Below are 21,069 nucleotides of genomic sequence, written 5' to 3'. Positions count from 1 at the left end.
TCTCCCGTCCCCCGCAAGTGAACTGACAGCATGTCAGGGACGGGCGCGGGGCCGGCCCGCAGGAACGAGTGCGGCGCGCCTGGGTTTCCCCCACGCCCGGCCGCGCCGCCGGCGAGCCGGCCCCGGAGCCCCGCAGGCACCCGATTGCCGCCCGTCCGGACCGCAGCGACACCGCCCGTTGTCCGAAGCCCTCACGAGGAGTCACCGATGAACGCTGTCACCCCGCGCCCCGCCGAGCGCACGGCCCGGCCCCGGCACTACCTGATGTGCCGCCCCAGCCACTTCGAGGTCACCTATGCGATCAACCCGTGGATGGACCCGGCGAAGCCGGTCGACACCGGGCTCGCCGTGGCGCAGTGGGAGCGGCTGTACGCGCTCTACCAGGAGCTCGGCCACCGGGTCGACCTGATCGACCCGATCCAGGGCCTGCCCGACATGGTCTACGCGGCCAACGGCGCCACCGTGGTCGACGGCAAGGTGCTCGGCGCCCGCTTCCGCAACGCCGAACGGGCCGCCGAGGGCCCCGCCTACCTGGAGTGGTTCCGCGCCAACGGCTACCCCGAGCTGCACGACCCGGAGCACGTCAACGAGGGCGAGGGCGACTTCCTGGTCACCGCCGAGTACGTGCTCGCCGGGCGGGGTTTCCGCAGCACGCCGGCCGGTCACGCCGAGGCCCAGGAGTTCTTCGGGCGCCCGGTGATCGGCCTGGAGCTGATCGACCCGCGCTACTACCACCTGGACACCGCGCTGGCCGTGCTGGACGGCGACGAGATCATGTACAACCCGGAGGCCTTCTCCGCGGGCAGCCGCGAGGTGCTGCGCCGGCTGTTCCCGGACGCGGTGCTGGCCGACGCCGGCGACGCCGCCGTGTTCGGCCTCAACGCGGTCAGCGACGGTCTGCACGTGTTCCTGCCGGAGGCGGCCACCGGCCTCGCCGACAAGCTGCGGGAGCGCGGCTTCGAGCCGATCGGCGTCGACCTGTCCGAGCTGCTCAAGGGCGGCGGCAGCGTCAAGTGCTGCACGCTGGAGCTGCGCCACCGCGCCTGACCGCTGCCTGCCCGCCCGTCCGCCCCTTCGCCTGCCTCCGTGACGCCGGGGGCGGACGAACGGGGCGGACTCGGGCCGTAGCACCACCCCGCACCAACGCCGACGGGCCGCGCGGGCCTCCCCCCGAGGAGGTCCGCGCGGCCCGTCGGCGTCGCGCCCCGGTGCCGCCGCCCGTCGGCGGCGGCCCGGTGGCGGCTCAGTCCCGCCGCCCCGCGCGCGGCGGCCCGCTCTCGGCCCAGCGCTTCAGCAGGGCGGCCGCCGCGCCCGAGTCGACCGCCTCGGCGGCCCGGGGCAGCGCGGCCGCCAGCCGCTCGACGACCGGCCGCTCGGAGGGCGTCAGCGCCGCCAGTCCGGCCGCCGCGGACAGCAGGACGGCGTCGCGGACGGGGCCCTGCTCGCCGTCCAGGACGGCGTGGACCACGCCCGCGTTGTGGGCGGCGTCGCCGCCGCGCAGCGCGTCCGGGGCCGCCGTCGCGATCCCGAGCTCGCGCGGGTCGAGCCGCTCCTGCACGAACCGGCCGGTGGTCGCCGTCCAGACCGTGGAGGTGGTGGAGACGGACAGTTCGTCGAGGCCGTCGTCGCCCCGGAAGACCAGCGCGTCCACGCCCTGGCGGGCGAACACGGCGGCGATCAGCGGGCCCAGCCGGGGGTCGGCGACGCCGACCGCCATGGCCGTGGGCGAGGCCGGGTTGGTCAGCGGGCCCAGCGCGTTGAAGGCCGTCGGCACGCCCAACTCCCTGCGGGCGACGGCCGCGTGGCGGAACGCCGGGTGGAAGGCCGGGGCGAAGCAGAAGCCGATGCCGACCTCGCGCACCGAGCGGGCCACCTCCTCGGCCGAGAGCTCCAGCGCGATGCCGAGCCGCTCCAGCACGTCCGCCGAGCCGGAGGCGGAGGAGGCCGAGCGGTTGCCGTGCTTGACCACCCGGGCCCCGGCGGCGGCCGCCACGATCGCGGCCATGGTGGACACGTTCACGGTCTTGGCGCCGTCCCCGCCGGTGCCGACGATGTCCAGCGTCGGCCCCGGCACGTCGACCCGCACCGTGTGCTCGCGCGCGGCCCGGACCAGCCCGTCGACCTCCTCGGCGGTCTCGCCCTTGGCCCGCAGCGCCACCAGGAACCCGGCCAGCTGCGCGGGCGCCGCCTCGCCGCGCATCACCCGGTCCATCGCCCAGGCGGTGTCGGCGGTGCTCAGGTCCGTCCCGCCGATCAGCGCCGCGAGCAGCTGCGGCCAGCTGCGCGGTTCACCATTCCCTGTCACTGGTCACCCATTTCCGCTCGTCGATTCCGATGTGCGTGCGGTCAGCGCCCGGCGCCGACAGCGAGGAAGTTCTCCAGCAGCTGCATGCCGCCGGTGGTGGTGATGCTCTCGGGGTGGAACTGCACCGACTCGATGGGCAGGCTGCGGTGCCGCATGCCCATGACGTAGCCGTCGTCGTCGGCGGTCGCGGTGAGTTCCAGGTCCTCGGGCAGCGGCTGGGTGACGATCAGGGAGTGGTACCTGGTCGCGGTGAGGCTGTTGCCGAGGCCGGCGAACAGGCCGCGCCCGTCGTGCGTCACGGTGCTGGTGCGCCCGTGCATCAGCCGGTCGGCGACCTGGACCCGCCCGCCGAACGCCAGGCCGATCGCCTGGTGGCCCAGGCACACGCCGAGCAGCGGGACCTTCCCGGCGAAGTGGTGGACGAGCTCGACGTGGCCGGAGGCCGCCGGGTGCCCGGGGCCGGGGCCGAGCACGACCGCGTCGGGCGCGGTCGCGGCCAGCTGCTCGGGGGTGCGGGTGTGCGAGCGGACCACCTCGGTGTCCGCGCCGAGCGCCCGCAGGTACTGGTCGATGATGTGGACGAAGCTGTCCCGCGCGTCCACCAGCAGAACCTTCACGCCGTCAACTCCTCACCCGTCAGGGCCCAGTAGGCGGCGCCCAGCTTCGCCAACGTCTCGTTCCACTCGCCCTCGGGGGTCGAGTCGGCGACGATCCCCGCGGAACTCTGCACGGAGTACACCGCGCCGTCGTGCGCGATCGTGCGGATGCACAGGGCCAGTTCGCTCCAGCCGCCGACGTCGATCAGGCCGACGGCACCGGCGTAGGCTCCGCGCGGCTCCCGCTCGATCTCGTGGATGATCTCCATGGCGCGCAGCTTCGGCGCGCCGGTCATGGTGCCGGCCGGGAAGGTCGCGCACAGCGACCGCCACACGTCGGCGTCCTCCTCCAACTCGGCGCTGACCGTGGACACCAGGTGGAAGACGTGCGAGAAGGTCTCCACCACCATCAGGTCGTCGGCCGTCAGGGTGTGCGGCTTGCAGACCCGGCTGATGTCGTTGCGGGAGAGGTCGACCAGCATGACGTGCTCGGCCTGCTCCTTGGTGCTCGCCAGCAGGGCCTTGATCCGCCGCTCGTTCTCCTCCTCGTCCTGGTCGCGACGGGTGGTGCCGGCGATCGGGCGCATCACGATCCGGCCGTCCTCGATCCGGAACAGCAGCTCGGGGCTGGCGCCGATCAGCGTGCCCTCGCCGTTCGGGAGCAGGTACATGTGCGGGGAGGGGTTGCGCGAGCGCAGCCGCCGGTAGACCTCGACCGGCGTCAGCGCGGTGCGGACGTCGATCCGGTGGCCGACCTGGATCTGGTAGATGTCGCCGACCCCGATGTGCTCCAGGCAGCGCCGGACCCAGCCGTGGAAGGTGTCGCGGTCCACGCTGTCGTGCACGGACCGCGGGCGGACGGCCGGCGGGCACGCGGCCTGCGGCTCCTGCCCGGCCGCCTCCCGGGCCGCGCCCGCCAGGTCGTGGCGGCCGTGCTCGCCGAAGGCCGGGCTGTCGGCGGTCCGCAGGACCGGCGCGCCGTCGGTGCCGTAGTGCACGCTGTCGCGGAACAGCGTCAGCACGGCGTCCGGGCGGGCCGGCGGCAGCGCCCGGGCCGGCAGGTCCTCCATGTGCCAGGCCGCGTCGTAGCCGAACCGGGCCAGGAAGCCGAAGTGGAAGCGGTCGCCGGGCAGGCCCGGCTCCAGGCCGAACAGGCCCTGCGCGCGCCGCAGGAACTCCCAGACGCGGGCCGGCTCGGGGGCCTCCAGCCGCCCGGGGGCGTCCGCGGCGGGGGTGAGGCCCGCCGCCTCGGCGGTCGCCCGCAGCACCGGGGCGAGCTCCGCGATCCCGTCGATCTCCAGGTACGAGCCGTACAGCCGGATCTCGGCGAGCGGTCCGCAGCCGAGCACCGCGGGCCCGCCCTGCCTGCCGGACTCGGTCAGGCTCTCCAGCAGGTACACCTGCTCCGCGCCGAGCCGGTCGCCCAGCCGCGTGTACAGCTCCAGCGGGTCGTGCGGCGGCAGCGGCTCGGTGCCGAGCCGGACGGCGAACGGAGGGTGCGATGGCGCGTCTGGCATCGGAATCCTCATCGTGAATGGCCGGCTGGGTACGGCCGGTGAACCAATGGCCTCCAGTCAATCCGTTCGTCCCGGAAGGCGGTCAGACCAGTTCTGCGGTGCGGGAGCAGGCCAATTCGCGGACGCTTGACCTTCTTTCCGCAGCCGGGCTGCAATGAGCGGGCCAGCGATTTCCGTTCCCATCCGAGGGCCGTGATGAATCGAATTCCGCAGACCGGAGCACCTGCCGCCTGGCGTTCCCTGCCGGCGGCCCAGCAACCGCAGTGGCCGGACCAGGCGGCGCTGCGCGAGGTGGTCGCCGACCTGTCGGCCGCCCCGCCCCTGGTCCTCGCCGAGGAGTGCGACCGGCTGACCGACCGGATGGCCGCCGTCGCCGCCGGCGAGGCCTTCGTCCTCCAGGGCGGCGACTGCGCCGAGACCTTCGGCGGGCTCAGCGCGGACGCGGTCACCGCCAAGCTGCGCACCCTGCTGCAGATGGCGGTGGTGCTGACCTACGCGAGCGGCGTCCCGGTCGTGAAGATCGGCCGGCTGGCCGGGCAGTACGCCAAGCCCCGCTCCCAGCCGGACGAGACCCGTGACGGCCTCAGCCTGCCCTCCTACCGGGGCGACGCGGTCAACGGCCCGGAGTTCACCGAGGCGGCCCGCCGCCCGGACCCGGCGCGGCTGCGGCGGATGTACGAGGCGTCCGCGGTCACCCTCAACCTGGTCCGCGGCTTCGCGGCCGGCGGCAGCGCCTCCCTCTACCAGGCCCACCAGTGGAACCGCGGCTTCCTGGAGGACTCCGCCGAGGCCCGCCGCTACGAGGAACTGGCCGACGGCGTGGACCGCGCGCTGCGCTTCCTGCAAGCCTGCGGCTGCGACCCGGCCGGGCTGCTGGAGGCCGAGTTCTTCGCCAGCCACGAGGGACTGCTGCTGGACTACGAGCAGCCCCTCACCCGCACCGACCCGCGCACCGGCGCGCACTACGCCACCAGCGGGCACCTGCTCTGGGTCGGCGAGCGGACGAGGGGCCTGGACGACGCGCACATCGCGTACTTCGCCGGGATCCACAACCCGATCGCCGTCAAGCTCGGCCCCACGACCACCGCGGACGAGGTCCTCGGCTACGTCGACCGCCTCGACCCCGACCGCCGGCCCGGCCGGCTGACCTTCGTGGTGCGGATGGGCGCGGGCCGGGTGCGCGAACTGCTGCCGCCACTGGTGGAGAAGGTCACGGCGGAGGGCGCCCGGGTCGCCTGGATCTGCGACCCGATGCACGGCAACACCGTCCAGACCGACGACGGCCGCAAGACCCGCCGCTTCGACGACATCCTGGGCGAGGTCGCCGGCTTCTTCGAGGTGCACCGGGAGCTGGGCACGCACGCCGGCGGCATCCACGTCGAGCTCACCGGCGACGACGTCACGGAGTGCCTCGGCGGCGGCGACCAGGTCCGCGCCGAGGACCTGCACCAGCGCTACGAGACGGCCTGCGACCCGCGGCTGAACCACCGCCAGTCCCTCGACCTCGCCTTCCGGGTCGCGGAGCTGATGAAGGCCTGAGAACCGCCCGGGGCGACGGTTGGCCGGATCGGTGCGCGCCGATCCGGCCAACCGGCATTTCCGCGCCGATTCTTCGCCGGTCACCCGGGGCCGCGAACGCCGATCGCAGTCCTTCAGGCGGCGTCTTTTGGGGAGAACTGAATATCGTTGACCCATTGACCGGGCCGTCCTTAGAGTGCCTTGCGATCCTGCGCCTATTCCTCTGGGGGGAGTGGAAACGGTGGGGTACCGACCTGGTTCCGGCATACGCCACGACGGCAGTTCCTCACCCGTGCCCCGGGTCGAGTACCGCATTCTCGGCCCGCTCGAAGCGCTCGTCGACGCCAGGCCGCTGAACCTCGGCGGGATCCGGCAGCAGACGGTGCTCGCCGCGCTGCTCCTCGACGTCAACCGGGTGGTCAGCGTGGACCGCCTGGTCCGCGCCCTCTACGAGGAGGCCCCGCCGGCCACCGCCCGCGCGCAGTTGCAGATCAGCGTCTCCGCCCTGCGCCGGCTGTTCGCCGTGCACGGCCTCTCCGACGTCATCACCACCCACCCGCAGGGCTACATGGTGAAGGCGGCGGACGCCCAGCTCGACCTGCTCCAGGCCCGCGACTCGGTCGGGAAGGCGCGGGCGCTGCGCGACCGGAAGGCGGAGGCCCACGACCGGACGGCGGCGGACCGCGACCGGACGGCGGAGGCCGCCTCCCTCTTCCGGCAGGCGCTCGGCCTGTGGCGCGGCGACCCCCTCGGCGGCCTGCCCAGCGAGTCGATCCGGTCCGCCGCCGGCCAGCTCACCGAGCAGTGGGTCGGCGCCACCGAGGAGTGCATCCAGCTCGAACTCGCGCTCGGCCGGCACGGTGCGGCCGTCGGCGAACTCATCGGCCTGGTCGACGAGTTCCCGTTACGGGAGCGGCTGCGCGGCCAGCTGATGCTGGCGCTCTACCGCTCCGGGCGCCAGACCGAGGCGCTCCAGGTCTACCGCGACACCCGCCAGTGGATGATCGACGAACTCGGCGTCGAACCCGACCCCCGGCTGCAGCGGCTCGAACTCTCCATCCTCGCCGGCGACCCCCGGCTCGACCTGCCCGACGGCCGCCCGACCGCCGCCCACGGCGCCCCGGCCGCCGAACCCGCCGCCGCGCCGCCCGTGGCCCCCGCCGCCCCCGTCACCGTCACCGTCCCGGAGATGCTCCCCGCCGACCTCGCCGACTTCACCGGCCGCGAGCACCTGCTCGCCGGCCTGCGCGAACGGCTGCTGCTCTCCTCGCACGACCAGTCCCGGCTCGCCGTCCCGATCGTCTCCGTCGTCGGCAAGGCCGGGGTCGGCAAGACCGCCGTGGCCGTCCACGCGGCCCACCAGATCGCCGCCGAGTTCCCCGGCGGGCAGCTCTTCGCCGACCTGCACGCCGGGGCCCCCGACAGCGTCGGCCCGGCCCAGGTGCTGGAGCGCTTCCTGCGCGCCCTCGGCGTCAACGGCACCGCCATCCCCGACGGGCTGGAGGAGCGGGCCGAGATGTACCGGGCCCTGCTCGCCGAGCGCCGGGTGCTGATCGTCCTCGACAACGTCGCCACCGAGAGCCAGATCACCCCGCTGCTGCCGGGCAAGCCCACCTCGGCCGTGATCGTCACCAGCCGGCGGCACATCGGCAGCCTCGCCGGAGCCGTCCGGGTGGATGTCGCCACCTTCGACCCCGAGCAGTCCGCGGAACTGCTCGGCCGGATCGCCGGTCCCGCCCGGGTGGCGGCCGAACCGGAGGCGGCGAAGGCGCTCGCCGAACTCTGCGACCACCTGCCGCTGGCGCTGCGCATCGCCGGCGCCCGGCTCGCCGCCCGGCCGCACTGGGAGATCACCGAACTGGTGGAGCGGCTGGAGGACGGGACCCGCCGGCTCGACGAGCTCAAGTACGCCGACGTCGGCATCAGGGCAGGCCTCTCGCTCACCTACGAGAGCGTCAGCGAGGACGCCCGCCGGCTGCTGCGGCGGATCGCCCTGATCGACGAGGGGCCGTTCTCCACCTGGGTCGGCATGGCGCTGCTCGACCTGCCCGAGTACCAGGTCCAGGACCTGATCGACGAACTCTCCGACGCCCAGCTGCTGGACGCCGTCGGCACCGCGCCCGGACGCCACACCCAGTACCGGCTGCACAACCTGGTCCGGGTCTTCGCGCGCGAACGCCTCGTCGACGAGGAGAGCGTCGAGGAGCGGGAGTCCGCGCTGGCCCGGGTGATCGGCTGCTTCCTCTACCTGCTGATCGAGGCGAGGCAACGCGAGTACGGCCGCGACGTGCTGATCCGCGGCCGCGGCACCGCCCTGCACCCGCTGCCCGCCCGGACGGTGGACCGGCTGCTGGCCGAGCCGCTGCGGTGGTTCGCCCGGGAGCGGCCCATGCTCGTGCCCCGGGTCAGACAGGCGGCCATGATGGGCCTCACCGCGCACTGCTGGGAACTCGCCGTCACCGCCGTGACGTTCCTGGAGACCCACGGCCGCCTCGACGACTGGCGCGACACCCACGAACTCGCCCTCGCGGCCGCCCGCAAGGGCGGCGACCGGCTCGGCCAGGCCGCCGCACTGCACTCCCTCGGCTCGCTCGCGCTGACCCGGCAGAACTTCGCCGCCGCCGAGGAGCGCTTCCGCCAGGCCGCCGGGATCTTCACCGACCTCGGCGACGACCTCGGCTCCGCCCTCACCGCCCGCGGCCTCGGCTACCTCGCCCGGGTGGACGGCCGGATCGACGAGGCGACCGCCCACTACCAGGCCGCCCTCACCGTCCTGCGGGCGAGCGGCGGCTCCGTCGCCGTCGCCTACGTGCTGCACAACCTGGCCCAGCTCAGACTCGGCGCGGGCGACGAGGAGGGCGCCGGGGAGCTCCTCGACGAGGCGCTGCGGCTGAGCCGGGAGGGCCGCGGGCGGCGGGTCGAGGCCCAGGTGCTGCACCGGATGGGCCAGAGCCACCTGGAACGCGGCGGCTACGACCGGGCCCTGGAGGCCTTCTCCCGCGCCCTCGACGTCGTCCGGCTGATCGGCGACCACACCGGCGAGATCTACGCCCTGCACGGCATCGGGGCGGCCCGCCACCGGCTCGGCGAGAGCGGCGAGGCCGCCCACGCCCTGCACCGCGCCCTGCTCCTCGCCGAGGGCTCCAACGAGCGGCTGATCATGGGCCGGATCCTCGTCACCCTCGGCGAGTTGGCGCTCGGCACCGGGGAGGCCGACCTGGCGGTCCAGCACCTGCGGCGGGCCCGGCTGGTGTTCCGCCTGATGCGGACCCCCGCCGAGGAGGCCCGCACGCTCGACCTGCTGCGCTCCGCCCGGCTGGCCGCCGGCGACCCGGAGCCCCCCGCGGGCCCGGGTCCACCGTCCTAGTCGGCGATGAAGGCCACCGCGTAGTGGTTCAGTGAGAGGGTGAGGCTCACCCGGTGCCCCGACTCGCCGTCGGAGACCCGGAAGGTGGCCGCCACCTCGGGGTGCACGGTGAACAGGCCGAGCCCGCTGAAGTACCGGTCGACGTCGAACACCAGCCGGTAGAGGCCGCGCCCGCCGTCCGTCCCGCCCCACTCCTCGATCCGGCCGCTCGCGTCCGTTCTGCGCTCGACCACCGGCACCCACTCGTTGTCGACCAGCGACTCCAGTCTCGCGTCGAGGCCGGCGGCGGTGCGCCCGTGGACGCTGTCCAGCGCTTCGACGATGACCCGCGCCATCAGCCCACCCGCCCCGGGCTCGGTAACCGGGCCGGCGGACGTTCCTCGGACGGGATATCTCGCATGAAAACCACTCCTTGCCTCAGTACACGATGCATCGGGAAAAGGGCGCGTCAAGCCTATTGTCAGGGGTCCCGCTATCGGCCCGCCATCGAATGATTATTTGTTCGAAAAGTCTTGACGGGCAGTGATTCCGGACCAGTAAAGTCACCGCTGCCAGCCACAATCCTCCGCCGCCGCACACCGCGACCTCCCGTCCGGTCGCCCGTCCGGCGGCGTTCCCGAAAGAGGCGGAAAATCCATGTCTTCGAAATCCGTCCCCACCGCACGGCGGCTCCGGGTATTCGACTCGACACTGCGCGACGGCGAACAGGCCCCGGGCAACGCGATGAACCCCGACCAGAAACTGGAGCTGGCCCTCGCCATCGAGGCGACCGGCGTCGACACCATCGAGGCGGGCTTCCCCAGCTCCTCACCGCGTGACTTCGAGGCGACCAGACTGATCGCGGGCGCGCTCACCACCGCCAAGGTGGCGACTCTCAACCGGGCCGTCCGCGCGGACATCGAGCTGGCCGCCGAGGCCGGCGGCGTCGACCGCCACCAGGTCCAGATCATGGCCACCGGCAGCGACGTCCACCTGGAGCACAAGCGCGGCCTCACCCGGGCCGAGGGCCTGCACGAGATCATCGACAGCATCCGGTTCGCCCGCGAGCTGGGCTTCACCGACATCACGCTCGGCATCGAGGACGCCAGCCGGGGTAGCGACGACCTGCTGCGCCCGATGATCGAGGCCGGCATCGAGGAGGGCGCCGTCACGGTGGCGCTCGCCGACACCACCGGCTGCCTGCTCCCGGCCGAGTTCGGCGCCCAGGTGGCGCGGGTCCGCTCCTGGATCCCGGACCACATCATCCTGTCCACCCACTGCCACCAGGACCTCGGGCTCTCCCTCGCCAACGCCCTGGCCGGCGTCGAGGCGGGCGCGGACGAGGTGCAGGCCACCATCGCCGGCATCGGCGAGCGCGCGGGCAACACCCCGCTGGAGGAGCTGGCCGCGGTGCTGCTCTACAAGGGCGAGCAGCTCGGCCTGACCAGCCGGCTGCGCACCGAGAAGTTCTACGAGGCCTACCAGCTGCTGGCCCGGATCATCGGAATGTCGACGCCGCGCAACAAGGCGATATTCGGGGAGAACGCCTTCGCCACCCAGGCCGGAATCCACCAGGCCGGAATGCTGCGCAATCCGGTGACCTACGAATACGTCGAGCCGCACAGCTTCGGCCGGGAGCGCGGAATTCTCATCGGCCGGCACTCCGGGCGCAATGTGGTCCGCAACCTGTTCGACCAGATGGGAATCGGCGCCGAGCGCGACCTGCTCGACGAGATCTACGAGACCTACATCGCGGGCCGCGCCGACGGCACCTGCATCGAACTGGGCGAGCTGCGCGGGATCATCGCCGAGCGCCTGGAGCGCACCAGCGAGATGGCGGTGGCCAGCTGATGGGCGGCACCGAGCGCAACCTGATCGAGAAGGTCTGGCAGAGCCACGTCGTCGACCAGGCACCGGGCGAGCCCGACCTGCTCTACATCGACCTGCACCTGCTCCACGAGGCGAGTTCCCCGCAGGCCTTCGACGGCCTCCAGCTGGCCGGCCGCCGGGTCCGCCGGCCCGACCTCGCGCTCGCCCTCGAGGACCACAACGTGCCCACCAACACGCTGCTGGTCAAGGACGCGATGGGCAGCGCCCAACTGGAGCGCCTGCGCGAGAACTGCGAGGAGCAGGGGATCGAGCTGTTCTCGCTCGGCGACGACCGGCAGGGCATCGTGCACGTGGTGGCGCCCGAACTGGGCTTCGTGCGCCCCGGCATGACCGTGGTGTGCGGTGACAGCCACACCTCCACGCACGGCGCCTTCGGGGCGCTCGCCTTCGGCGTCGGCACCAGCGACGTCGAGCACGTGCTCGCCACCCAGACGCTGGCGCTCCAGCGTCCCCGGACGATGTCCGTCGAGTTCGTCGGCGAGCCGCCGGCCGACGTCACGCCGAAGGACCTGATCCTCGCGCTGATCGCGCACATCGGCGCCAACGGCGCCAACGGCTACGCGATCGAGTACCGCGGCAAGGCCGTCGAGAACCTCTCCATGGAGGGGCGGATGACGGTCTGCAACATGAGCATCGAGGCGGGCGCCCGCGCCGGCCTGATCGCCCCCGACGACACCACGCTCGCCTACCTGCGCGAGCGCTGGGACCCGGCCGCCGAGGCCGACTGGGACGAGGCCGTCCGCTACTGGCAGTCCCTGCGCACCGACGAGGGCGCCGCCTTCGACCGCGTGGTCGAACTGGACGTCACCGGGCTCAAGCCCTTCGTCACCTGGGGCACCAACCCCGGCCAGGCCGTCCCGCTGGACGCCGCGGTGCCGGCGCCCGAGACCTTCGCGACCCCCGCCGAGCAGCAGGCCGCACGCCGCGCCCTGGAGTACATGGGCCTCGAACCGGACGTCGCCCTGCGGGACGTCGAGATCAACACGGTCTTCCTCGGCTCCTGCACCAACGGCCGGATCGAGGACCTGCGGGCCGCGGCCGACGTGCTGCGCGGCCGCAAGGTCTCCGACCGGATCACCATGCTCGTCGTCCCCGGCTCGATGGCCGTCCGGGCCCAGGCCGAGGAGGAGGGCCTGGACCAGGTCTTCATCGACGCGGGCGCGCAGTGGCGGCTCTCCGGCTGCTCGATGTGCATGGGCATCAACGCCGACCGCCTCCAGGGCATCCAGCGGGTCGCGTCCACCTCCAACCGCAACTACGAGGGCCGGCAGGGCACCCACGCCCGCACCCACCTGGTCTCGCCCGTCGTCGCCGCCGCCACCGCCGTGGTCGGCCGCCTGGCCGCGCCGACCGAGCTGTGACCGCGCCCGCCGGGCACACCCGCCCGACCCGTTCCACCCGCCAGACCCGCCCGACCGACCGCAGCCAGACCGACCAGCAGGGGGCAGAGGCATGAAGGAGCCGCTCACGGCGCACACCGGACAGGCCGTGGCCCTGTCCCGGGACGACGTCGACACCGACCAGATCATCCCGGCCGAGTTCTGCAAGCGGCTGACCAAGACCGGCTACGCCGACACCCTGTTCGGGCACTGGCGCAAGGAGTCCGGGTTCGTCCTGAACCAGCCGGAACACCAGGATGCGAGCGTCCTGGTGGCGGGCCACAACTTCGGCACCGGCAGCTCCCGCGAGCACGCCGTGTGGGCCCTGCGCGACTGGGGCTTCCGGGCCGTCATCGCCACCAGCTTCGGCGACATCTTCCTGCGCAACGCGCTGAAGAACGGCCTGCTGGCCGTCGCCCTGCCGGTGTCCGTCGTCGCCGACCTCGCCGAACGCGCCCAGGCCGACCCGAAGTTCGAGATCACCGTCGACCTGGAGCAGCTGACCGTCGGCACCGACCTCGGGACCTGGGAGTTCGAGGCCGACCACCGCGCCCGCTGGCTGCTGCTCAACGGCCTCGACGACATCGACGTCACCCTGCGCAAGGCCGACGCGATCGCCGCCTTCGAGCAGGGCCGCCCGGCCTGGATGACCAGCATCACCCGCGGCGCCTTCTCCTCTCCGGACACCGCGAAGCAGCGCCGGGCCTCCTGACGACCGCGCCCCCCGGCGCAGCTCCCAGGGCCGCGCGGCGGTGACCCTGCCCCACGCCCCCGGCCCGGCCGACCCGACCCACAACCGGCCGGCCCCACCCCAGAAACGGTGAGAGACCCATGACCAAGACAGTGACCGTCATCCCCGGTGACGGCATCGGCCCCGAGGTGACCAAGGAGGCCCTGGAGACCATCGAGTCGCTGGGCCTGGACCTCGCGATCGACGTGCTCGACCACGTCAACGCCGACACCTACCTGCGGACCGGGGTCTCCCTGTCCGACGAGGACTTCGAGCGGATCAAGGCGAGCGACTCGGTGCTCTTCGGCGCCATCGGCGACCCCCGCGTGAAGACCTCGGACTACGGCCGCGGCGTCCTGCTGCGCCTGCGCTTCGACCTCGACCTGTACGTCAACCACCGCCCGGCCACCCTGCTCCAGGAGCGGCTGAGCCCGCTGCGCGACGCCCGGACCCGCGCCATCGACGCCGTGATCGTCCGGGAGAACACCGAGGGCCTCTACACCGACATCGGCGGAGTGCTGCGCGGGAACACCGTGCACGAGATGGCCGTCGACGCGGACGTCAGCACCTACATGGGCGTCTCGCGGGTGATGGAGTACGCGTACTCGATCGCCGAGCGCGGCGTCTGCATGGTCGACAAGTCCAACGCCGTCCGGCACGGCGGCCAGGTGTGGCAGCGGGTGTTCCGCGAGGCCGCCGCGAAGCACCCCGCCATCGACTCCACCCACCTCTACGTCGACGCCGCCGCGATGAAGCTGATCTCCGACCCGTCGCAGTTCGACGTGATCGTCACCAACAACTCGTACGGCGACATCCTCAGCGACCTGGCGGCCATGCTGGCCGGCGGCCTGGGCAACGCGGCCTCGGCCAACATCAACCCGGACACCGGGTTCGGCCTCTACGAGCCGGTGCACGGCAGCGCGCCCGACATCGCCGGCCAGGGCATCGGAAACCCCTTCGGCGCCATCCTCAGCTCCGCGCTGATGCTGGAGCGCCTGGGCTGGGCCGCCGAAGCGAAGGCGATCCAGCTGGCGGTCGGCACGGCCGTGGCGGAGGGCGCCTGCACGCCGGACCTCGGCGGCTCCCTCACCACCGAGCAGGTCGGTGCCGCGGTCAGGGCGGCCCTCGCCGCGGCCTGACGGCATGACCCGCCCCCACCCCCCCCCAACCGCCGCCGTGGTCGCCCCACCGACCACGGCGGCCGGGTCCGTTCTCCCCGACACCGCCCGGCGGGCGGGCGGGCGTCCGGAGGCGGACCCAGGCCGCTCAGCCCCAGGGATTGTGCTCGTGCGATTCGCTGACCGCGGTACGGAACGTGGTGTGCTCGATCATCTCGTACGGACTCCAACTCCTGGACGGTGCGGCCGGTCGGCAGCGGTGGAAAGGTTGGCTGAAGCCTGGCAGCCCCGGCCATCGGCCCGCTATCGACGCCCGCCGCCCGGCCGGGCGGCGGGGCCGGCTCGGTAGGATCCTGGCATGGGTGCGCAGGATGAGGCGTGGGACACGGACGCGGCGGAGCGGGCGGTCGCGGTGCTGAAGGCGGTCGCCGACCCGTCCCGGTACCGGCTGCTCTGGGCGCTGACCCGGCGGGAGCTGCCGGTCAGCGAACTGGCGGAGCTGCTGGGCGCGCACGTGGCGGCGACCTCGCAGCACCTGGCCAGGCTGCGGGCGGCCGGGCTGGTCGTCTCGCGCCGGGAGGGCACCCGGATCTTCTACCGGGCCGCCGAGGTGCGCGGCCTGCTGACGGAGGCGGCGCTGATCGCCAACGACCTGCCCGGGCGCGGTGACGGCGGTGACGGCGGCGGTACCGGCCCGGCCGCCGCGACGGCCGAGCAGCCGTTCGCCCGCGCCGTCCGCTCCGCCCGCCGCCGCCCGGCCACCGGTCAGGCCTGATTCCGGCGCTTCAGGCGGTCTCCTCGTCGAGCCGGTACTCCCGCAGGGCGGCGTCGTAGCCGAACAGCCCGGCGTAGCGGCCCCAGTCGGTGGCGGTCTCCAGCTGCCGGTCGACCTGTTCGCTGGTGTAGTGGTGGGCGAGCAGGTCGCGGAAGAAGCCGGCGCGCACGGCGGCGCCGGGGCGGCCGTGCAGGCCGTTGGTGATCAGCCGGACCAGCGGGACGTCCACCGCGGCTTCGGCGAAGATGCTCCGGGACTCCTGGACGTCGGCTCCGGTGAAGGCGGTGCCGGCGTCGGTGAGCAGCAGGTCGTCGCCGTGGATCTCGGCGAAGCCGAGCAGGTCGAGGGCGTCGAGCTGGGGGAGCATGTCGTCGATGTCGAGGCCGAGTTCGTCGGCCAGGTCGGCGAGGTCGCAGCAGCCGCCGCGGTGGGCGATCATCGCGGCGAGGCCGGCGAGGCCGTCCACGCTGGCGGTGGGCAGCGGGGTGTTGGCGACGGTGCGCCGGTCGGGCCGGGCGCCGTCGGCGCGGCCGGGCAGCCGGGTCTCCTTGGGGCGTCCGGTCATGATCCGGTAGACCCGGTCGACGAGTTCGTCGAAGGCGTCGGCGTCGCGGTCGCGGGGCCGGTCGAGGTCGACCTCGACGGTCTCCCGGATGGTGCCGTACGGGCGGGAGCCGAGGACGACGATGCGGTCGGCCATCAGGACCGCCTCCTCGATGTTGTGGGTGACCAGGACGACGGCGCGGGTGGGGAACTGGCCGGACTCCCACAGCTCCAGCAGTTCGCCGCGCAGGTTCTCGGCGGTGAGAACGTCCAGCGCGGAGAAGGGCTCGTCCATCATCAGCACGTCCGGTTCGACGACCAGGGCGCGGGCGAAGCCGACGCGCTGGCGCATGCCGCCGGAGAGCTCCTTGGGGTAGGCGGACTCGAAGCCGGCCAGGCCGATCAGGTCGATGGCCTGGACGGCGGCCTCGGCGCGTTCCCGGGGCGGCACGCCGCGGGCCTCCAGTCCGAGTTCGACGTTCTGCCGGACGGTCAGCCAGGGCAGCAGCGCGAACGTCTGGAACACCAGGGCGGTGCCCGGGTTGGCGCCGGTGAGCGGGGTGCCGCGGTAGGCGACGGTGCCGGAGCTGGGCGGGATCAGCCCGGACAGGCAGCGCAGCAGGGTGGACTTGCCGGAGCCGGAGCGGCCGAGCAGGGCGACGATCTCGCCGGCCCGGACGGTGAGGTCGATGCCGGACAGCACGGGCAGCGCGCCGTCGGCGCCGGCGTAGGCCTTGGTGAGGCCGACGGTCTCCAGCAGGATCTCGCCGTCGGCGGGGGAGCCGGGGAGGTCGGGGGAGCCGGCGGGCGGGAACACGGCGGCGGCGGGCGGCGCGGTGCGGGCGGCGCGCGGGAACGGGAAGCGCATGCGGGGACCTCCGGGGCGGGGAGCGGGCGCGGGTCAGAGCGAGTAGCGGCGCTCGGCCAGCCGGTAGAGGCGGCGCCAGAGCAGCCGGTTGAGGGCGACGACGTACAGGCTCATCACCGCCACCCCGGCGAGCAGGTGCGGGTAGTCGCCGCGCTCGGTGGCCCGCGCGATGTACGCGCCGAGGCCGGTGGCGGTGAGCGTGGTGCCGCCGAAGGTGACGACCTCGGAGACGATGGAGGCGTTCCAGGCGCCGCCGGAGGCGGTGAGGCCGCCGGTGACGTAGGCCGGGAAGATCCCGGGGATGATCAGCCGCCGCCAGCGCTGCCAGCCGCGCACGCCCAGGTCGTCCATGGCCTCGCGCAGGTCGGTGGGGATGGCCATGGCGCCGGCGATGGTGTTGAACAGGATGTACCACTGGGCGCCGAGGGCCATCAGCAGGACGCCGCCGAGGTCGATCGACAGCCCGGTCCGCAGCAGCAGCCAGACGACCAGGGGGAAGAGGAAGTTGGCCGGGAAGCTGGCGAGCACCTGCACCAGCGGCTGGGCGATCCGGGTCAGCCTGGGGGAGAAGCCGATCCGCACGCCGACCGGTACCCAGACCAGGGTGGCGACGGTCACCAGGACGACGACCCGGGCGAGCGTGGCGAGGCCGAGCAGCAGCGGTTCGCCGAACACGCCGAGGCCGGTCGCGCCGTGCAGGTAGCGGCCGAGGTCGACCAGGCCCCAGAGCACCAGGCCGCCGGCGACGGCGGCGAAGGCGGCGTCCCCGGCGCGCCGCCGCCCGGGGCCGACGGCCAGCGGGCGGTCGTCGGTGCCCAGCAGGCGCCCGGCCCGGGAGAGCGCCCGCCACCCCGGGCGCAGCAGCCGGCCGAGCAGTCCGGGCCAGTGGGAGCGGCGCAGCAGGTCCAGCACGACGGAGCGCTGCACCTCGGTGGCCTCGGACTGCTCGTTCTTGAAGCGTTCGGCCCAGGCGGTGAGCGGGCGCCAGAACAGCAGGTTGACGCCGATCACCAGGACGGCCATGGTGGCGATCGCCCAGCCGACCCGGCCGAGGTCGCCGGCGGCGATGGCCGCGCCCGCGTAGGAGCCGACCCCGGGCAGCGCGTAGCGCTGGTTGTCGACGCTGATCGCCTCGGAGGCGACCAGGAAGAACCAGCCGCCGCCGAAGCTCAGCATGCCGTTCCAGACCAGGCCGATCATGCCCGAGGGCAGTTCGACCTTCCAGAACCGCATCCACCGGGTGAAGCGGAACGAGCGGGACAGCTCGTCGAGTTCGGGTGGCAGCGAGACCAGCGAGCAGTAGAAGCCGAAGGTCATGTTCCAGGCCTGGGAGGTGAAGATGGCGAACACCGCCGCGCACTCCAGGCCCAGTACGGAGCCGGGGAACAGGGCGAGGAAGCCGGTCACCGCGACGGTCAGGAAGGCGAGCACCGGCACCGACTGGAGGATGTCCAGGGCCGGGATCAGGACCCGTTCCAGCCGGCGGCTGCGGGCCGCGGCGTAGGCGTAGCCGAAGGTGAAGACCACCGACACGGCGAGCGCGGCGAACATCCGCAGCAGCGAGCGGGCCGCGTCGTACGGCAGCCGGGCCGGATCGGTGTCGACCGCCGCGTTCCGGCCGGTGGAGAACCGGACGGTGGTGCCCTGCCCGACCCGCAGCGCGAGGTAGAGCAGCACCAGGACGGCGGCCGCGACGAGTACGTCCACCCAGGTCATCCGGGCCAGGCGGGCGGCCGTCCGGGACGGCAGTGAGCCCCGGGCGGCGCCCGGGGCCGGCTTCGGCAGGGTCATGGGGTGCACCTCCGGCGCGCACCCGGGGCCCCGGGGTCGGGTGAGGTGCGTGCGACGTCAGCGGGATCGGGACGAACGCCGCGTCCCCCCGGGCCGTCGCGTCAGGCGCGCGGGCGGGCGTGGGGGAGGCGGTCGGTACGGCAGCGCGTACTGGGAGGGTCCTCGCCCATGGCCGCCTCCTCCGGTGGTGTCGTCTGGTGTCGTCCCGCGTTGTCCCGGCCCGTCCTGCGGGCCCCGGGCAGTCTGCTCCTTCGGTACGTCCGTAGGCAAATGGATCCGGGGTTCCTCCGCGCGCCGGCTCAGGCCGTTTCGACGAACTCCAGCAGGTTGCCGACGGGGTCGGTGGTGTAGAAGCGGCGCCCGGGCGGCAGGCTGTCGTCCCAGACCACCAGTGCGCCGAGTTCGGACAGCCGCGAGGCGAAGTCGTCGATCTCGGAGACCGCGATCCCGGGGTGGGCCTTGGTGCTGGGGCGGAAGCGCTCCTCGATGCCGAGGTAGAGCCGGACCCGGCCGCCGTCGGCGGCGAACCAGCAGCCGCCGCCCTCGGTCAGCGGTCGGGGCTTGGGGATCTCCGCCATCTGCAGGACGTCGCCGTAGAAGGCCCGCAGCAAGGCCTCGCTGCCGGGGGGTGCGGAGAGCTGGACGTGGTCGAGGGCCGTGATCACTGCGGCCTCCTGTCGGGAGCGGTGTGGTGCCGGGCCGCGGTGACCAGCAGCCGGGCGGTCGGGGTGGACAGGTCGAGGTGGTGGGCGATCCACTGGGGGTCGTGCCCGTGCGTGGCGAACACCCAGGCGGTGTAGAGCCGGTTCAGGCCCGGGGCGCCGGGCGACAGCAGCAGCGGTCGGACCTGCTCCATCGGGAACCCGTCCAGCGAGCGGGCGCTGAACCACTGGGCGTCGTCCTCGTCGGGGGCGGCGGGTCGGGCGGTGCCGCGCCCGCTGCGGGCGAGCAGCAGGGCGAGGAGCAGCCCGGCCGCCGAGGCGCCGATGAGCACGCCGCAGAGGAAGAGCCTCAGCCGCCCCGGGGCGACGCCGACGGCGATCCCCTGGAGGGTGAGGAGGAGCAGGACGCCGCACAGCGCCGCCCCTCTGCTGGTCCAGGGGAACAGGGCGGTTCTGGTCACGGCGGTGTCCTCCTTCGGTGGGGTGGTGGCCGGCGGGTGATCGGGCCTCGGTCGGTGCGATCGGTCGGCGGTCAGGCGACGCGGGTCAGGCGGGGGTCGTACTTGTAGCCGATCTGGCGGACGGTGGCGATCGCCTCCCGGTGGCCGGGGCCGAGCTTGCGGCGGATCCGGGCTATGTGGGTGGCGATGGTGCGGGTGTCGCCGGTGTCCGGGCGGCCCCAGACCGTCTCCATCAGCTGGCGGCGGGAGTGGACCCGCAGCGGGTTGTCGACCAGGTGTGCGAGCAGCTCGAACTCCAGGTAGGGGAGCGTCAGTTGCTGCCCGTCGACGGTGACGGTGCGCTGTTCGGGGTCCACCACCAGGCCGGTGTCCGGGTCGACGGCGGGCCGGGCGGCCGGGGCGGGGCGCGGCCGCCGGGGCGGGGCGGCGGCGGTGTGGTCCGAGAAGATGGCTTCGAGCCTGGGGTAGCGCACGGCCATGGCGGATGCTCCTTCGGCGGGTCGGTGCGGAGTCGGTGCGAATGGTTGCGAGTCGGTACGGGCCGGTACGGGCCGGTCAGCGGGCGGGGTGCCAGGGGTGCCAGGAGGCTTCCAGCCGGGCGGTGCCGTCCGGGGCCGCGACGGTCCGCCAGCTGGCCCGCAGCCGGACGGGGCGGTCGGCGGAGGCGGCGGCCGGTGCCGGGGCCTGGGCCGTGACGGCGTGCAGGACGGGGCTGTCCAGCGGGCTCTCCGCCAGGCGTCGGCCCACGGCGGCGAGCGCGGCGCGCAGGCGGCCGCGGCCGGCGGACGGGAGGGAGGGGTGGAACGCGGCGACGATGGACATGGCAGGTCACCTCCGTGACAGGACAGCGGGTGGAGGGGGTGCGCGAGGGCGCGGGTGGTGCGGTCGGCGGGGCGTCAGCCGCGCGGCCGGTGGCGGGCGGCGGCGCGGCTGAGGCGGCGCGCGGCGGCCGGCGGGAGGTCCGCGAAGTCGGCGAGCCAGTCCGGGCGGTGGCCCTGGCGGGCCAGCAGGTAGGCCAGGTGCACGCGCGGCTCGTACGCGCAGGCCCGGGTGTTGGGCGTGCCGGAGTGCGGGCAGGCGCCGGGGTCGTCGAGGCGGTAGTTCCTCTCGACGCCGTCGTGCAGGGCGAGGCGGACGCGCGGGCAGTGGTGGTGAAGGGCGGTGCGCATGGCCGTACTTCCTTCCTTCCCCGGGTGCGGGGCGGTCGAGGTTTCCGGGTCGGGGCCGGGGCGGCGGTACTGTCGGGCGCCGCCCCGGCGGCGGCTCAGTGGTTGAGCGCGGTCTGGACGATCTTGATGATGACCATCACCATCGCGACCAGGAGGTAGGCGCGCAGGGCGCCCATGCCGACCTTGCGGGCGGTGGACATGACCGGCTTGCCGAGGGTGTCCAGCGGGGGCATCCGCCACTCCTCGCGGCCGGTGCGGTCGATCGGGTCTTCCTTGGTGGCGGTGCGGCCGAAGGTGAAGAAGTATCCGGCGACCAGGACGCCGACCACGCCGCAGCCGGCCATGATCCACAGGATGGCCTGCGAGCTGATGTCGGGCCAGACCACGGCGGCGGTCAGGAT

General features: G+C 73.7%; 19 protein-coding genes and 1 pseudogene. 8 read left to right on the top strand and 12 right to left on the bottom strand.

Translation table 11 applies throughout. The features are described from left to right. The first annotated feature begins 207 nt into the window (after window positions 1–207). Entirely contained in the window at window positions 208–1,047 is an 840-nt protein-coding gene (ddaH, locus tag ABT015_RS20405) for a dimethylargininase (RefSeq protein WP_350880948.1), read from the top strand. 196 nt (window positions 1,048–1,243) lie between these two features. Here ddaH and trpD read toward each other — a convergent pair whose 3' ends face one another. From trpD to ABT015_RS20390, 3 genes are read right to left on the bottom strand one after another with little or no spacing between them, the layout of a single operon-like run. Further along, window positions 1,244–2,305 carry an anthranilate phosphoribosyltransferase gene (gene trpD, locus ABT015_RS20400; RefSeq protein ID WP_350880946.1) on the bottom strand — a complete coding sequence of 354 codons (1,062 nt, stop codon included), beginning with the start codon at window positions 2,303–2,305 and terminating at the stop codon, window positions 1,244–1,246. A 41-nt stretch (window positions 2,306–2,346) separates the two neighbouring features. After that, entirely contained in the window at window positions 2,347–2,922 is a 576-nt protein-coding gene (locus ABT015_RS20395; RefSeq protein WP_063349726.1) for an anthranilate synthase component II, read from the bottom strand. Further along, window positions 2,919–4,418: an anthranilate synthase component I family protein gene (locus ABT015_RS20390; protein ID WP_350880944.1), complete on the bottom strand. Its 1,500-nt coding sequence runs from the start codon at window positions 4,416–4,418 to the stop codon at window positions 2,919–2,921. Before ABT015_RS20390 ends, ABT015_RS20395 begins: the two co-directional genes overlap by 4 nt. Before the next feature lie 195 nt (window positions 4,419–4,613). On the opposite strand from ABT015_RS20390, the gene ABT015_RS20385 reads away from it, so the two are divergent. Beyond that, complete coding sequence (locus ABT015_RS20385; RefSeq protein WP_350881063.1) at window positions 4,614–5,957, top strand: class II 3-deoxy-7-phosphoheptulonate synthase; 1,344 nt, start codon at window positions 4,614–4,616, stop codon at window positions 5,955–5,957. A 220-nt stretch (window positions 5,958–6,177) separates the two neighbouring features. Then, window positions 6,178–9,303 (top strand): AfsR/SARP family transcriptional regulator, encoded by a 3,126-nt coding sequence (locus ABT015_RS20380; RefSeq protein WP_350880942.1) that lies wholly within the window; start codon window positions 6,178–6,180, stop codon window positions 9,301–9,303. Here the strand turns inward: ABT015_RS20380 and ABT015_RS20375 are convergent. After that, window positions 9,300–9,638 carry a hydroxyisourate hydrolase gene (locus ABT015_RS20375; protein ID WP_063349729.1) on the bottom strand — a complete coding sequence of 113 codons (339 nt, stop codon included), beginning with the start codon at window positions 9,636–9,638 and terminating at the stop codon, window positions 9,300–9,302. The genes ABT015_RS20380 and ABT015_RS20375 overlap by 4 nt on opposite strands. A gap of 301 nt (window positions 9,639–9,939) precedes the next feature. Here ABT015_RS20375 and ABT015_RS20370 point away from each other — a divergent pair, with 301 nt between their 5' ends. The 5 genes from ABT015_RS20370 (at window position 9,940) to ABT015_RS20350 (ending at window position 15,174) form a co-directional block, all read left to right on the top strand. Continuing rightward, window positions 9,940–11,133 carry a LeuA family protein gene (locus tag ABT015_RS20370; protein WP_350880939.1) on the top strand — a complete coding sequence of 398 codons (1,194 nt, stop codon included), beginning with the start codon at window positions 9,940–9,942 and terminating at the stop codon, window positions 11,131–11,133. Continuing rightward, the gene (gene leuC, locus ABT015_RS20365) at window positions 11,133–12,533 is read left to right on the top strand and encodes a 3-isopropylmalate dehydratase large subunit (RefSeq protein WP_350880937.1); all 1,401 of its coding nucleotides are present in this window, start codon (window positions 11,133–11,135) and stop codon (window positions 12,531–12,533) included. Before ABT015_RS20370 ends, leuC begins: the two co-directional genes overlap by 1 nt. Before the next feature lie 91 nt (window positions 12,534–12,624). Beyond that, window positions 12,625–13,263 (top strand): 3-isopropylmalate dehydratase small subunit, encoded by a 639-nt coding sequence (leuD, locus tag ABT015_RS20360; protein ID WP_350880935.1) that lies wholly within the window; start codon window positions 12,625–12,627, stop codon window positions 13,261–13,263. 119 nt (window positions 13,264–13,382) lie between these two features. Further along, window positions 13,383–14,420, top strand: a complete 1,038-nt coding sequence (locus tag ABT015_RS20355) for an isocitrate/isopropylmalate dehydrogenase family protein (protein WP_350880933.1) — start codon at window positions 13,383–13,385, stop codon at window positions 14,418–14,420. A gap of 337 nt (window positions 14,421–14,757) precedes the next feature. Next, window positions 14,758–15,174 carry an ArsR/SmtB family transcription factor gene (locus tag ABT015_RS20350; RefSeq protein ID WP_350880931.1) on the top strand — a complete coding sequence of 139 codons (417 nt, stop codon included), beginning with the start codon at window positions 14,758–14,760 and terminating at the stop codon, window positions 15,172–15,174. A gap of 10 nt (window positions 15,175–15,184) precedes the next feature. Here the strand turns inward: ABT015_RS20350 and ABT015_RS20345 are convergent, their stop codons facing one another. From ABT015_RS20345 to ABT015_RS20310, 8 genes and pseudogenes are all read right to left on the bottom strand, one after another. Continuing rightward, on the bottom strand, window positions 15,185–16,585 hold the full coding sequence (locus tag ABT015_RS20345; RefSeq protein WP_350880929.1) for an ABC transporter ATP-binding protein: 1,401 nt from the start codon (window positions 16,583–16,585) through the stop codon (window positions 15,185–15,187). 33 nt (window positions 16,586–16,618) lie between these two features. After that, a complete protein-coding gene (locus ABT015_RS20340; RefSeq protein ID WP_350880927.1) occupies window positions 16,619–18,376 on the bottom strand; it encodes an ABC transporter permease in 1,758 nt (585 codons plus the stop codon). Between the two features lie 299 nt (window positions 18,377–18,675). Continuing rightward, a complete protein-coding gene (locus tag ABT015_RS20335) occupies window positions 18,676–19,041 on the bottom strand; it encodes a VOC family protein (RefSeq protein ID WP_350880925.1) in 366 nt (121 codons plus the stop codon). Then, the gene (locus ABT015_RS20330; protein ID WP_350880923.1) at window positions 19,038–19,499 is read right to left on the bottom strand and encodes a hypothetical protein; all 462 of its coding nucleotides are present in this window, start codon (window positions 19,497–19,499) and stop codon (window positions 19,038–19,040) included. Before ABT015_RS20330 ends, ABT015_RS20335 begins: the two co-directional genes overlap by 4 nt. A 71-nt stretch (window positions 19,500–19,570) precedes the next feature. Next, entirely contained in the window at window positions 19,571–19,978 is a 408-nt protein-coding gene (locus ABT015_RS20325; RefSeq protein WP_350880921.1) for a winged helix-turn-helix domain-containing protein, read from the bottom strand. A gap of 76 nt (window positions 19,979–20,054) precedes the next feature. After that, window positions 20,055–20,321, bottom strand: coding sequence for a hypothetical protein (locus ABT015_RS20320; RefSeq protein WP_350880919.1), 267 nt, complete (start codon window positions 20,319–20,321; stop codon window positions 20,055–20,057). Window positions 20,322–20,395: 74 nt separating this feature from the next. Then, complete coding sequence (locus ABT015_RS20315; RefSeq protein WP_350880917.1) at window positions 20,396–20,668, bottom strand: hypothetical protein; 273 nt, start codon at window positions 20,666–20,668, stop codon at window positions 20,396–20,398. Window positions 20,669–20,763: 95 nt separating this feature from the next. Continuing rightward, a pseudogene (locus ABT015_RS20310) lies at window positions 20,764–21,069 on the bottom strand (manganese transporter); the annotation flags it as partial.

This window comes from Kitasatospora sp. NPDC094016, from assembly GCF_040304045.1.
Taxonomy (GTDB): Bacteria; Actinomycetota; Actinomycetes; order Streptomycetales; family Streptomycetaceae; genus Kitasatospora.
This window is presented reverse-complemented; position numbering and strand designations above follow the sequence as displayed.

What these genes read in the sequence shown, in the direction of transcription:
- leuD (WP_350880935.1), top strand. Translation starts at nt 12,625, where the DNA reads ATGAAGGAGCCGCTCACGGCGCACACCGGACAGGCCGTGGCCCTGTCC.
- ABT015_RS20325 (WP_350880921.1), bottom strand. Translation starts at nt 19,978, where the DNA reads ATGGCCGTGCGCTACCCCAGGCTCGAAGCCATCTTCTCGGACCACACC.
- ABT015_RS20315 (WP_350880917.1), bottom strand. Translation starts at nt 20,668, where the DNA reads ATGCGCACCGCCCTTCACCACCACTGCCCGCGCGTCCGCCTCGCCCTG.
- ABT015_RS20320 (WP_350880919.1), bottom strand. Translation starts at nt 20,321, where the DNA reads ATGTCCATCGTCGCCGCGTTCCACCCCTCCCTCCCGTCCGCCGGCCGC.
- ddaH (WP_350880948.1), top strand. Translation starts at nt 208, where the DNA reads ATGAACGCTGTCACCCCGCGCCCCGCCGAGCGCACGGCCCGGCCCCGG.
- ABT015_RS20370 (WP_350880939.1), top strand. Translation starts at nt 9,940, where the DNA reads ATGTCTTCGAAATCCGTCCCCACCGCACGGCGGCTCCGGGTATTCGAC.
- leuC (WP_350880937.1), top strand. Translation starts at nt 11,133, where the DNA reads ATGGGCGGCACCGAGCGCAACCTGATCGAGAAGGTCTGGCAGAGCCAC.
- ABT015_RS20390 (WP_350880944.1), bottom strand. Translation starts at nt 4,418, where the DNA reads ATGCCAGACGCGCCATCGCACCCTCCGTTCGCCGTCCGGCTCGGCACC.
- ABT015_RS20385 (WP_350881063.1), top strand. Translation starts at nt 4,614, where the DNA reads ATGAATCGAATTCCGCAGACCGGAGCACCTGCCGCCTGGCGTTCCCTG.
- ABT015_RS20355 (WP_350880933.1), top strand. Translation starts at nt 13,383, where the DNA reads ATGACCAAGACAGTGACCGTCATCCCCGGTGACGGCATCGGCCCCGAG.
- ABT015_RS20350 (WP_350880931.1), top strand. Translation starts at nt 14,758, where the DNA reads ATGGGTGCGCAGGATGAGGCGTGGGACACGGACGCGGCGGAGCGGGCG.
- ABT015_RS20340 (WP_350880927.1), bottom strand. Translation starts at nt 18,376, where the DNA reads ATGACCCTGCCGAAGCCGGCCCCGGGCGCCGCCCGGGGCTCACTGCCG.
- ABT015_RS20375 (WP_063349729.1), bottom strand. Translation starts at nt 9,638, where the DNA reads ATGGCGCGGGTCATCGTCGAAGCGCTGGACAGCGTCCACGGGCGCACC.
- ABT015_RS20345 (WP_350880929.1), bottom strand. Translation starts at nt 16,585, where the DNA reads ATGCGCTTCCCGTTCCCGCGCGCCGCCCGCACCGCGCCGCCCGCCGCC.